10 protein-coding genes are annotated in these 12958 nt (G+C 64.7%); 2 read left to right on the top strand and 8 right to left on the bottom strand.

Going from position 1 to position 12958, the window contains the following annotated elements:
• Positions 1-429 (bottom strand): hypothetical protein (locus tag MJD61_13575; GenBank protein MCG8556301.1); only part of this gene is annotated, 429 nt, incomplete at its 3' end.
• 348 nt (positions 430-777) lie between these two features.
• Between MJD61_13575 and MJD61_13570 the strand changes: the two genes are divergently transcribed.
• Positions 778-1473, top strand: a complete 696-nt coding sequence (locus MJD61_13570; GenBank protein MCG8556300.1) for a C-type lectin domain-containing protein — start codon at positions 778-780, stop codon at positions 1471-1473.
• Positions 1474-1516: 43 nt separating this feature from the next.
• On the top strand, positions 1517-2425 hold the full coding sequence (moaCB, locus tag MJD61_13565; GenBank protein ID MCG8556299.1) for a bifunctional molybdenum cofactor biosynthesis protein MoaC/MoaB: 909 nt from the start codon (positions 1517-1519) through the stop codon (positions 2423-2425).
• 122 nt (positions 2426-2547) lie between these two features.
• On the opposite strand, the gene ectB is transcribed toward moaCB, so the two are convergent.
• From ectB to mraY, 7 genes are all read right to left on the bottom strand, one after another.
• Positions 2548-3834 (bottom strand): diaminobutyrate--2-oxoglutarate transaminase, encoded by a 1287-nt coding sequence (gene ectB / locus MJD61_13560; GenBank protein ID MCG8556298.1) that lies wholly within the window; start codon positions 3832-3834, stop codon positions 2548-2550.
• Positions 3835-3921: 87 nt separating this feature from the next.
• Positions 3922-8100, bottom strand: a complete 4179-nt coding sequence (locus MJD61_13555) for an amino acid adenylation domain-containing protein (protein ID MCG8556297.1) — start codon at positions 8098-8100, stop codon at positions 3922-3924.
• A 64-nt stretch (positions 8101-8164) separates the two neighbouring features.
• A complete protein-coding gene (locus MJD61_13550) occupies positions 8165-8680 on the bottom strand; it encodes a DUF1801 domain-containing protein (protein ID MCG8556296.1) in 516 nt (171 codons plus the stop codon).
• 64 nt (positions 8681-8744) lie between these two features.
• Positions 8745-10013: an undecaprenyldiphospho-muramoylpentapeptide beta-N-acetylglucosaminyltransferase gene (gene murG / locus MJD61_13545; protein ID MCG8556295.1), complete on the bottom strand. Its 1269-nt coding sequence runs from the start codon at positions 10011-10013 to the stop codon at positions 8745-8747.
• Positions 10010-11320: a putative lipid II flippase FtsW gene (gene ftsW, locus MJD61_13540; protein ID MCG8556294.1), complete on the bottom strand. Its 1311-nt coding sequence runs from the start codon at positions 11318-11320 to the stop codon at positions 10010-10012. The genes murG and ftsW overlap by 4 nt, the downstream gene beginning before the upstream one ends.
• Positions 11308-12675, bottom strand: coding sequence for a UDP-N-acetylmuramoyl-L-alanine--D-glutamate ligase (gene murD / locus MJD61_13535; protein ID MCG8556293.1), 1368 nt, complete (start codon positions 12673-12675; stop codon positions 11308-11310). The genes ftsW and murD overlap by 13 nt, the downstream gene beginning before the upstream one ends.
• Before the next feature lie 3 nt (positions 12676-12678).
• Positions 12679-12958 (bottom strand): phospho-N-acetylmuramoyl-pentapeptide-transferase (gene mraY, locus MJD61_13530; GenBank protein MCG8556292.1); only part of this gene is annotated, 280 nt, incomplete at its 5' end.

Genomic DNA, 12958 nt, shown 5'->3' with positions numbered 1-12958 from the left:
GGCCAGACCGCCAGCGCCACCTAAGCCGCCCGCACCGGCCAGGCCGCCAACACCGCCCAGGCCGCCAACACCGCCCCGGCCACCCACGCCGCCAGCGCCACCTAAGCCGCCCGCACCGGCCAGACCGCCAATACCGCCCCGGCCACCCACGCCGCCAGCGCCGCCACCGATGCCACCCAAGCCGCCTCGGCCACCTAGACCGCCAACGCCGCCGATGCCACCAGCTCCGCCCCGGCCACCCACGCCGCCAACGCCGCCCCGGCCGCCCAAACCGCCGGCACCACAAACGCCAACTATACCGCCCGCACCGCCCCGGCCGCCCACGACGCCAGCACCGGCTCCCCCGCGAACGCCAGCGATTGCACCGCTTCCTGCCCTGGGAACGTCCACTCCCCGACTGCTGCAAGCGCCGGCCACAGCGATCGACACGAGACCTAAGCCAAAGGAACTAACCAAGCGAAATGCATACATAGGGGTGAACAGTAGCTGAAGTCGGCAGGCGATACAAGTCTCAAGATAAGTATACTGATCTGGGATAGGCTCCTACGCAGGACGCCACAGGAAATCACGGCCTGGCAAGGCGCCGGCCAAGTCGGTCGCTATCACACCGAGATTCTTATTGACCCGTACGGGCAGGCAGCCTGCATAGAGACCTTGGAACACCAGCCTATTGTGAATTGACTTACACTTGCCAAATGGGCCAGGTCGGCAAGACTATGGCCGCATCGCGGCTTCGAGGGCCGCCCAGCGGTGAGTGAGGGGCTCGGAGTACCGGCCATGAACAGCGCGAGAGGGCGAGCACAAACGAGGCACAAGCTCGCAGATGCGTTCGCGCTGACCCTGGCACTCGCTCTCGTTGGCTGCAGCCTGGACCGGGCACCCTTGGGTCAAGATGCGAGCGGCGTAGGTGCCGGCGGCTCCGCGCCAGGCCCTGGCCCGGCCCCGGCTGACGGCGGTTCCCTGCCACCTACGGGGCCGGACGCCGGGCAGGGTCACGCAGGCGGCGGAGGAGCGGCCGGAGGCGGCGCCGCGGGTGACTCCGGAGCAGCGCCACCCGAACCGGCGCCCTGCGGCCGGCACATGCACGGGGGTTCGGTCTACCTGTTCTGCCACGACGTGATGCAATGGCTGGACGCGCGCGGCTGGTGCCAGGCGCAGGGCTACGACCTGGTGATCATCGACGACCGGGGCGAAGACCGTTGGCTCTGGAACACGGCCGCACGCGAAAGCGGCCTGCCGGGCGTGGACTGGTGGATCGGCCTGCACGATCCGCTGGGCGTCTACGCGTTCGAATGGGTGGATGGCACGCTCGCGTGGGATCAGGGTACGCCGCTGGGCTACGTGAACTGGGCTCCCGGCCGTCCGGCCGGCGTCGGTTCCTGCGTGGAGCAAGACCCGTTTCGGGGAGACTGGAAGGAGGTGGGATGCGCTCAGCGCCAAGCTTTCATCTGCGAGCTGCCGGCGGTGCCTTGATTCAAACAAGGGCGTCTTGCGACCCATCCGGAGGCCCACCCCTATGAAGAGCGTCACATCCAAGATCACCACCTTGCGTCGTGCGACCGCGGTAGGCAGCGTGCGGGCGTCCCCTGGTGCGATACAGCGCCTGCGTGAAAACGACCTGCCAAAGAAGGACGTGCTCGTGGTGGCGCGGGTGGCGGCCATCGCCGCGGCCAAGAGGACCCCGGACCTGATCCCCTACTGCCATCCGCTGCCGATCGACGCGGTGTCGGTGGACTTCGAGCTCGCTGGCGACCGCATCGACATCACGGCCAGTGTGGAGGCCATCTACAAGACGGGTGCCGAAATGGAGGCGCTCACCGCAGTCAGTGCGGCCGCGTTGACCATCTACGACATGCTCAAGCCCGTGGATTCCGAGCTCGAGATCTGCTCGCTGCGATTGCAGGCGAAGCAGGGAGGCAAGAGCGACTTCAAGGACCGCCCGCCCGCTGGGCTTCGCGCCGCGGTGCTTGTGACTTCGAACGGAGTATTCGCGGGAACGCGGCCCGATCGAGCCGGGCCCGTCGTACGAGCCTGCCTCGAGGACTATGGGCTCCGGCCGCAGTTCGAGGTGGTCTCGGACGACCTCGAGCAAATCGAAGCGTCGCTCAGGAAGCTGGTAGCCGCGGAGGTCGATTTGATCCTGACGGTCGGAGGCACGGGCCTGAGCCGGCGGGATGTCACCGTGGAGGCCTCACGCAAGCTGATCCAACGGGAGATACCGGGCGTGGCAGAGGCAGCCCGGGCCCACGGTCAGGCACGCACGCCGTACGCCATGCTTTCGCGCGCAACCGCAGGCCTCTGCGGTCAGAGTCTGATCGTCAACCTGCCGGGATCGTCGAAGGGAGCCCAGGAGAGCATGGACGCGCTTTTTCCAGGGCTGTTCCATGCTTACCCCATGCTGGGGTACAGGGACGGACCTCGGTAACTATATATCATTGAAAACCGACAACGATCCGGCACGAGCGCAGCCGTTCGCCGAGACCTGAACGGTGAGGCACGAGCAGAAGGTAGCTCGTCTGCGGGGCTCGAAGGGCGCGGATCGGCGCTCTAGGGAGACTCCTTGGCGAAGGCCTCGTGCAGGATGTCGATGCCCTCATCCAGTTCGCTGTAGGGCGTGACGAGCGGCATCATGCACTTGATGACCTCGTCCTCGAGGCCGCTTCGCTCCACGATCAGACCCAACTGGAAGGCCCTGGCCGATACCCTGGCTGCGAAATCGGCATTGGCACAGACCACGCCGAGCATCATGCCGCGCCCTGTGATCTCGGCGATGTGGGGCGCAAAGCGGTCCAGGAGGGCTTGGAGGCGCTTGCGCAAGTAGACGGCCTTGTCCAGGACGCTGTTCGAGAATGCCGGCGTTCGCCAGTACTCGTTGATCATCGCGGTCGCGGTCACGAAGGCATGGTTGTTGCCACGGAAGGTGCCGTTGTGCTGGCCTGGCTGCCACAGGTCAACGGAACGCTGTAGCAGAACCAGGGAGATCGGTATCCCGTACCCGGACAGGGACTTCGACAGGGTGATGACGTCGGGCGTGATGCCGGCTGCCTCGAAGCTGAAGAAGGTCCCCGCGCGCCCACAACCCGCCTGAATGTCGTCGACGATCAGCACGACGCCCCACCTCCGGCAAGCCGCCTCGAGCCGCCGGAGCCACTCCACGCTGGCGGCTCTGAGCCCTCCCTCACCCTGGATGCACTCCACGATCACTCCGGCAGGAAGCGAACCCATGGCCGAGCGCTTGGAGAAGAGCTCTTCCAGGAATGCGATGGTGTCGCCGCCGGGACCCAGATCGCCGACATAGGGCGCCTCGAGGGAGTTGCCCAACCGAACCCCGGCCCCTTCCCGGCACACCTTGTTTCCCGTTACGGCGAGGGAGCCCAGCGAAACGCCGTGAAAGCCGCCTTTGAAAAAGACGATGTCGGTGCGACGCGTCGCTCGCCGGGCAATCTTCAGCGCGGCTTCGACGGCGTTCGTGCCCGTCGGACCCGTGAACTGCACCACGTATTCCAGTCCGCGAGGCGCCAGGATCGTGCTCTGCAAGGTCTGCAGGAACTTGGCCTTGGCCACGGTGTACAGGTCGAGGCTGGTCGCGACTCCATCCTGCGCGATGTAGTCGATCAACGCCTGTTTGAGCACAGCGTTGTTGTGCCCGTAGCTGAGGGCCCCTGCGCCGGCGAGAAAATCGAGGTAGCAGCGGCCGCTCGAATCCCAGAGCTTGCTCCCCACGGCCCGCGCAAAAACCAGCGGGAACTGCCGCGAATAGGATCGCACGCGGGATTCGTACCGCGCGAATACGTCGGCCTCGTTGGGCCAGCCACCTCCGGCGACGGGCATCATCAGGCTTGGACTCCTTGGCAGCCATCGCAAAGGATAACCGCTGATCGACCGCGGCGCTTCGTTCTCGAGGGCTCGCTCGCAGGTTTGCTATCCACCGTGCCGAGCGCTCGCCGCCGCCGCCTCGTGGGTAGGCCGCGGGGATGTAACGCAGAGATCGGTTGCCGGCGGCGTCTCTGACTTTCCAAGGTCCTTGGCTGGATTGCCGGCCCAGGTACTTCCGTCTTCGGGACGCTCGCCCTTCATCAGGTACGAGTCAGCGGCCAGATAGACGCGATCGCCTGTCTCCACGCCATAGTGGACGAAGGACCCAGGCCCCAGAGTGCACGAAGCCCCGATTCTCACCCGGTCTGTCTTGAAGGCGCCCTCCTCCAAGGAATGGCCCTGTACGATCGACTGATCGTTGAAGGTCGCGAAGTCCCCCACCGAAATCAGGGTCTTGTCGAGGAAGGCGCAGCCATCGTCGAAGACCCGCTTGCCCTGCCGTACACCGAGGAGCCTGGAAATCACGTTCCGGAAGGGTGTTCCCGAGAGGATGCCCGCGAACGGGTGGCCAGAGAGCTTCCAGTGACGCTCGTGGCGCCAGAACCGCCGGTCGTACAGCGTGACGAGCAGCTTTGGCGTCAGTCGTCCGAATCCGAGGCTGGCCCGCTCGATGCCGGCAAAAAGACCGAAGGTGAAGGCCGGCATGAAGGCTAGCAGGGCGCAGAGCCCCCAGAGCTCGCGCTGATAGTGAAGGATGACCCCCAGGTGCCCGACAAACAAAACGCCGAAGGTGTAGAACCAGTGAGCCAGCAGGAAGATGAGGATCGTCACCGTGTTGTAGGCGAGCTTGCGGGCCAGCTTCTTGGCAAGCTCTCGCCCGCGATATTTCGGCATCGCGCGAGCGTCCCGGCTGACGGCCCTCGGAATCTCGAAGGCCGGAGAGCCCAAGAGCCCCGTGTCCTGGCGGATGGGCCCGGTGGTCGGCACCATGACTTTTGTCCCGAGCAGACAGTTGGCTCCGGTGCAGGCGCCGGCGGGGAAGTGAATCCTGTTACCCAGATAGTTTCGTTCACCAATGGCGGCCGATTCCAACTTGAACGAGGAACTGCTGATGTGGGCGTTGCTTATGATTAGCCCGTCGGACACCATGGTTCCAGAGCCCACAGTGCAGAGGAATGGAAAGTCATGAACCTGACTCAATCCGAAATTCGACCCCGTCTGGATCGCGTCCGGAAGGCGGTAGCCGACCCACTTGAGGTACCCGAGGATGTAGCTGCTATCGCCAAAAAGAATGTTGTAGATGCGGGAATTGCTGATAGCGGAGACGAGTTGATAGACGCCGTAGTGTACGCCATAGAGGGGGTATGTTCGTCCATCCTTGAGCAGGCCGCCAAGCGCCCGCGGGAGCAGCCCAACGGCCAGCAGGCCCAGGGCCAACAGTCCGAAGTACAGGTTCGCACTGATCTGTGCCGCAAGCTCCACAAGCCGCGTCACGTGAGCGAGGGAAGGCTGCTCCGCGCTCCCCTCGACCGAGGCCCCGCCGGAGGGGGCCACGCTATAGAGGCCGAGCACCAGAGTGAAGAGCCCGCTGTTTAGCGCCAGCAGGCCTGCCAGCTGCACAATGGAGTAGAGCACGCGCCGCAGGCGTCTTTGGGCAAGCGGGGCGATGCCCCGGAAGTCCGCGTCGGTCTCCTCGGCAGGTGAGCCGTGATAGCTCTTGCCGCCGAGCGTCCGCTGTCCGCTCTGCAGCGATGACGCGTGGGCGAGTTGAGCGCCGTCCTCCAGCACGGTGTCTATGTCCAGGATGCTCGAAGTGCCCACATAGGCATGGGCACCGATGGTGACTGCCCCGATATGGATGTGGTTCGAGTGGGCCCGATACCCGGTCAGGAAAGCGTCCTTGCGAACGACAGCGTCGTCCCCGATGGAAACGAGATCCGTACAGATCGGCACCGTCTTGTTCTCGAACACGACGTTGCGACCGATGTGGGCGCCAAGCAGCCGCAGATACACGTTGTAGACCGGGCTCCGAAGGAGCAGTGCGATCGGCGCGTTGCAAATGAGCGTCTTGACCAGCCAGAAGCGAAAGTAGCGCAGGCCCCAAACCGGGAAGACTTCTGGCTTCCAGCGTCCGATGAGCAGCCACTTCGCCAGAACGGGCAAGGCGCTGAGCCCAAAGAACAACCCGCCACTAACACATGCCAGCCGGACAAAGAGCTGAGCAGTGTCCGCCCAGGCGGCATGAGCCCAGCCGAACGAGGCGAAGGCAAGCCAGAGGGCACCAAGCCCGTAGAGCAAGAAGGCGACAAGCTGAGCCGCCCCGCAAGCGTAGTAGTGGAGGGCAGGGGGAGCTTGTTGCGCCGGCTCCGCGCCCCTGCCGTTGACGGGACAGAGCGTAGATCTCTGGTTCGGCAGCGGCGTGTCCCCGGCGGGAGGCGTTTTTTTGGCCCGGAGCTGCAGCACCCCGGCGAGCTGCTCGATGGTGGGGTGCAGATAGATGTCCCGCATCGAGACCCGCGCCGCGGGCCAGTGTCGCCTGACGACGGAGCAGTAGCCGGCCATCAGAAGCGAGTGGGCGCCGAGATCGTCAAAGAAATTGTCCTTTATCGAAACCCTGTCCACATCCAGGGCCTCGGCGAGCCAACCCGCGAGGGCCTCCTCCTTTTCCGTGCGCGGCGCCACGAAGGGAGTCACGACCCCGGTCACCCGCGCGCTCGTGGGTTTCGGCAGTCGCTTGCGATCCACCTTGTGGGCGGCGGTCGTCGGGATGTGGCCCAGCTCCTCGAAGTAGGCCGGAATCATGTACCGCGGCAGCAACGCCGCAAGACTCGAAACGAGCTTGTCCACCTGCACAGCGGAGGCCCCTCTCCGGCGCGTGTAGTAGGCCACCAGATCCACGGACCCGGGCTGCGACTCAAGGGTGTCAGCGACGGCCTGGGAGACCTCGGGCACTTGTTCGAGGGCTGCTTCGATTTCGCCGAGCTCGATTCGATAGCCCCGGAGCTTCACCTGGGTGTCCCGGCGACCCAGGTACTCGATCTCGCCTTCGCCATTGACGCGCCCCAGATCCCCGGTGCGATAGATCCGCTTGGAGGGGTTGTGGGGGATGCCCATGAAGTCCGGGACGAAGCTCTTCCGGGTGAGATCCTCCCGGTTGAGATACCCGTCGGCCAGGGCAATGCCGGCTATCCCAATCTCGCCGGTTTCCCCTCGCGGCAGCGCCCGCTGGCGATCGCAGTCCAGAATCACGACCGAGTAGGTCGGCAGCGGCTTGCCAATGGTGACGGGCTTATCCGGGTGAAGTCTCGCCAGCGTCGCCGTTACGGTTGCTTCCGTGGGGCCGTAGGCATTTAGGAAGATGCGTCCCGGACGATGCCACTTGGCAACCAGGCCTTGCGGGCAGGCTTCCCCAGAAACCAACAGGACGCGCAAGTCGGGCAGGTCGCCTTCAAGCGTGGCAAGCAGCGTCGGAACGCAAGCGAGCACCGTGACTCTCCGTTGCCGGAGAAAAGCCTCCAGATCCTCGCCCACGAGGTTGGCGCCCGGCTTGGCAGGGACCAGGGTGGCCCCCACGATCAGGGGCACCCATAGCTCCTCGACCGAGAAGTCGAAGGCGATGGTCATTCCCTGGTAGACGCGGTCTCGAGTCTCGTACCCGTAGACCTCGGCGGCAACCTTGACGAAGTTGCAAATGCTAGGGTGCCCCACTGGGACCCCCTTGGGCTTGCCCGTCGTGCCCGAGGTATAGACGATGTAGCAGAGATCGTGCCCAGCAGGGCCGGCCTCGCCGGCGAGGCGCTCGGTGGGCTGCGCTGCGATCTTGCGGCTGTCTGCGTCCAACAGGACGGCGGGCAGGTCGAAGGCGGCGACCCCCGCTCGCAGCCCGGAAAGCGAAAGGACAGCCTTGACGCGAGCGTCCGAGAGGATGAAACCGACGCGTTCATCAGGGAAGCTGGGGTCCAGGGGGACATAGGCGCCCCCCGCCTTCAGGACGCCCAGAAGCGCCACGTAGGTGTGGATGGAGTCATCGACCAGCAGGGCGATCCGATCCCCTTGCCCGATGCCCTGGTCCCTGAGAAAGCGGGCCAACTGATTGGCCCGGTTGTCGAGCTCGCGGAACGTCAGCCCAGCGACGCCGGCGTCGACCGCCAGGTGGCCCTGCTGTCCCTCCGCGTCAAGGAGATCGCAGCGGCGCTCGAACAGATGATGCAGCTTCTCGCCAGGCTGCCATCGAATGGCGTCGTCTCCCGTTGCGGAGCCGACAACGCGCGGGTCCTGCGTCACGACTCCAACGGCCCGCGGCAGAACAACCGCTGCGCGTTGCGGGGCGTAGTTGCACAGGAGCCGGTCAAAACAGCGGGTCTCCAGGCAGCTCCGCGGCCTGGCTGATCCAGATAGCAACGAGCTCCTCGTCGAGCGGGTCGTCCTCGTGGATGTCGAGGTAGCGGACTTCCCTGTGCTTGGACTGCCCGGGCGGAACGGGGCGCAACGATGCGCCGCGCAGGAACGTCACCTTCACGTACTTTGTGAAGCAATGGTAGCTGAGGAACCAACCCTGGCCTTCGATGCCATAGAATGGGGAGTTCCACCTCACGGCCTTGCGCACGTCGGGCACGGTGCGCGCGATCAGCTCGTCGAGCCGGCGCCCGACGTCGCGTTTCCATCCCGGCATGGCCGCGACGTAGGCCTGCACGGGGGCGCCACCGTCGCCCTTCGGGATCTGCGGATTGCCACCCGAAAGGAGCTTCGGCTTCGCTGGGACTCGCTTGGCCCCGGTCTTGCGTGCGTTCTTCTTTGCGACGCTCGCCGGCCTCTTCCCGGTCTTCTTCTTCGCCGCACTGCTCTTCGTCGGTCTACCGGCCATGGCGTCCACTCCGAGATGCGAGGATAGCATTGCCTCGGATCGCCAACACGTCATCCGACTCCGCTCACCCGGTCGCATCCAGTTGCGAATCGACAGTGCGCAGCCTCAGCGTGCCGCGCTTGACCTTGGGTCGCCGGCGAAGGCTGGCGCTCGCGTGCAGTTGCAGCTCGTCGCTGCTCGTAGTGCCGGTTTCGCAGGCCGCGACACCGCTCGGCTCTGGATAGCTGGCGTCCGCCCGGCCCAGCCACGCGACCAAATCGTCCACGACGGCAGCCGCCGCATCCGGTTGGCCGCATGCGCGGGCGGCCTCGGCCATGCGCCGGCGCCGAGTCGTATCCACCATCAGCGTCTTGAACGCCGCAACCAGTGCGCCCCGTCCGAGCTCGCGCTCCCCGATGACGATCGCCGCACCGGCCTTCTGCAGCGCCAGCGCATTGTGCCTTTGGTGATCCTCCGCAGCGTGAGGATAGGGCACCAAGATCGCAGGTCGTCCGATGGCGCAGAGCTCCGCCAGCGTGGTGGCCCCGGCTCGTCCTATCACGAGCAACGCCCGAGCATAGGCTCTGGCCATATCGTCGATGAACGGGACCACGTCCGCTTCAAGCCCCAGCTCACGATACCGATCCGCGACGCCGCTGACCATGTCGGGACCCGTTTGGTGAACCACACGGATGCCCCGCCGATCCAAGCCCAGCTCGGCCAACGCCCTGGGTACATGCTGATTCAGCGCCCTAGCACCCTGTGACCCCCCGAGCACCAACACCTGCCGCGCCCGTGCTTCGAAACCCACGGGGTCCGCGGCTGCAAGTCTGGCTGCCTCCACGAAGGCTCGTCGCACGGGATTGCCCAAAGCACGAGCGCGAGCCGGTCGAAAATGGGCGGCGGTTTCCGGAAAGCTCAAGTAGGCGCGCCCCACCGCCTTGGCCAGCATGCGATTGGTCAGCCCCACGTGCGCGTTTTGTTCCAGCAGCGCCGTCGGTGTGCGCCGGAACGCCGCCGCCAGCACGATCGGCCCCGCCGAGTAGCCTCCGAGACCCAGCACCAGGTCGGGCCGGTGCAGGGCCAGGATGCGAGCCGCGCGCGCAAAGCCCGCGGGGAGCAGGGCCAGATTCCGAGTGACGTCGAGAGCCCCGCGACCCATGAGCGGGCGTACCTCCATCAGCTCCAATTGCTCGCCGCGTGCCGGCAGCACCCGTCCTTCGATGCCCCTTGCGGTGCCGACGAACACGACTTTCACGTCCGGCTTCCGCCGTCGCAGCTCTTCGACCACCGCCATACCGGGAAACAGGTGGCCGCCTGTTCCCCCCCCGGCCACAATGACTCTGTCGATCATGTCGCACCTTTTGCCGACGCTTGACGTGGTACTCGTTCGCTCTTCGCCTTGATCTGCCCCCGCACTGCGCGCACGCGCGAAACACTGAGCAGTACGCCCGCGGCAAAGCTGTTGGTAAGCAAAGCCGAGCCCCCGTAGCTGACGAACGGCAGCACCAGGCCCTTCGTGGGAAGCAGTCCGGTCGCCACCGCCATGTTTGTAAAAGCCTGCAAACCAATGAACAAGGAGATACCCACCGCCAGGTAAGCGCCGTAGTCGTCGGGTGCATTGGAACCTATGTAGAGTCCTCGAATGGTGAGCACAGAAAACGCGCCGATCAGTGCGGCAATGCCGGCAAATCCCAGCTCTTCCCCTATGATAGCCGCAATGAAGTCCGTGTGCGCCTCCGGCAGAAAAAACAGCTTCTGCCGGCTGTCTCCCAAGCCGATTCCAGTAAGGCCTCCGGTTCCAAAGCTCATGAGTGATTCGGCAATCTGGTAGCCCTCGTCGTAGCGGTGCTCGAAGGGAGCAAGGAAGGCCTGGATACGCCGCATTCGGTACTCCGAGCCAGCGATCAGGTAGTAGGCGATGGGCGTGGCTAACAGCCCCGCTCCCAGTGTGTAACCCGTTTTTGCGCCGGCTGTGAATAGCAGAACGAAGGTAATCAAAGCGATCATCACAGCGCTTCCAAAATCCGGCTGCCGTAAACACAATACGATCAACAGGCCAGCCATCAGTACATGCGGCAAGAATCCGATCGAAAAGGTACGAATGCGTTCGGCCTTCTTTGAAAGCGAGTACGCCAACCACAAGATTAGCACGACCTTGGCCAGCTCCGCCGGCTGCACGTTGATTGGCCCCAGGGGAATCCAGCGTGCTGCCCCACCAACGCGTCGTCCCCAACCAGAAGCCACGAACAGCATCAACACGAGGACCCCGGCAAGCATGGGGTAGGTCAGTCTTCGCAAACGATGATAGTCGATGCGTGAGATGCCCCACATGAAGGCAAGGCCTACAACCGCAAAGCTCGCTTGACGCACCAGAAAGTACTGTCCGTCCCCGAAGTGCTGAAAAGCAAACACGGCGCTGGCGCTGTACGACATCACCACACCGAAGGCCATCAGCGCAACCAGGCCCCCTGCGACGATCGGATCGACCGGATCCGTCTGGGTCTGCAGCAGGGACCGCCAGGCAAAGCGCTTTGCCGCCTGCTCGCCCCTACTTGTTCGCTGGTTTCCCCTGCCCTCCCGCACTGCGGCGGAGGCCGCCTCCTTGTCCCCGGGTTGCCCCAAGAGCTTTCCTTTGGACCAGAACGCTAGCCTTGGCATCGGGTCTCTCCCGCGATCGCCCTCACCGACTTCTGAAAGGCTCGGCCTCGATGCTCGAAGGATTCAAACATGTCGAAGCTGGAACATGCCGGAGCCAACAACACTGCGTCCCCGGCCCGAGCCAAGGCAAAGGCCTGCCGCACAGCTGCGTCCATGGAATCCGCCCTTCTCACCGCGATCGCTAGACCCTTGAATTCACGCTCCAACCGCCCTGCCGCCTGCCCGATCAAGACAGCCGCGCGTCCGACCCGATCCAGCTCTTCGCGCAACGGCCCGTAGTTGCCGCCCTTGTCCTTGCCGCCCGCGATCAGAACGACCTGCCGCGCCCGATGCCCCAGCGAGCCAAGCGCCGTCGCCGCCGCTCCTACGTTCGTCGCCTTCGAGTCGTCCACGAAGGTGATGCCGGCTACGCGCATCACGCACTGCATTCGATGCGGTAGCCCCTCGAAGCTCACCAGCGCTGCTTCGATTTCCACCTTGCCCACACCTGCCAAGCGCGCAGCCAGCGCAGCAGCACAGGCGTTGACCGCGTTGTGCTCGCCCTTCAGCCCTAGCCGCTCCACCGGCACCGACAGCCCCGTGGCGGCGTCCACCAGGCAACCGCGTTGAACTCGCACCTCCCCTGCCTCACCACCGAAGAAGCGGCTGGGGGCAGCACTCTGGGCCGCAAGCGAAGCACACAGCCCATCGCCAGCCGGAACCAGCGCCGCATCCTCTCGCCGTTGACCGCCAAACAAGCGCGCCTTCGCCGACGCGTAGGCCTCGAACGACGAGTAGCGATCCAGATGGTCAGCAGATACGTTGAGCAGGACTCCGATCTGGGCTCGGAAGCTATCCACCCGTTCGAGTTGGAAGCTGGAAACCTCAACCACCACAAACCCCTCCCTGCCCGCCGCGGCAGTCTCAATCGCATCGCAAACAGGCCGGCCAAGATTCCCGCCTGCGAATGTCGGCACGCCGCTGAGCTCGCACATACAAGCGAGCAAGCTGGTCACCGTGCTCTTTCCATTCGTGCCGGTCACCGCCAGGACCTTTCCCTGAAGGAATCGGCCTGCAAGCTCCACTTCGCTCCAGACCGGCACCCCCGCCTGCTCTGCGGCTTCAAGCGCAGCCAGCCTTGGCACTCCGGGTGAAACTACGATGAGATCGACCCCCTCAAACAGCTCGGCGCGGTGGCATCCCAGGTGCAGCTCGGCACCCAGTTGACGAGCTTCCGCTGCGGCATCACCCAGCGCGAGAGCCTCGCGCGAATCGTTGGCGAGCACTCGTGCGCCTTTCCGGGCCAGCAGTCGCAGAGCACTCAGCCCACTCGCGCCAAGGCCTACCACCAGCGCGCGCTTTCCTCGCAGCTCCATCCACTACCTCAGCTTCAGCGTCGCCAGACTCGCAATTGCCAGCATGAACGCGATGATCCAGAAGCGGACAATAACCTTCGGCTCGGCCCAGCCCCTTTTCTCAAAATGATGGTGCAGTGGAGCCATCAAGAATATACGTCTACCTGTAAGTCTAAACCAACAAACCTGTCCAATGACACTCACGCATTCGACCACAAATATACCACCCAGGATCAGGCTAAGAATCTCGTTCTTGGTGAGAACGGCCAGAGCGCCGAGGCCACCCCCGAGCGCCAAGGAACAG

The organism is Pseudomonadota bacterium (assembly GCA_022361155.1).
Classification (GTDB): domain Bacteria; phylum Myxococcota_A; class Polyangia; order Polyangiales; family JAKSBK01; genus JAKSBK01.
The sequence above is the reverse complement of the archived record's forward strand: the minus strand, read 5'-3'. Positions and strand labels throughout refer to the sequence as shown.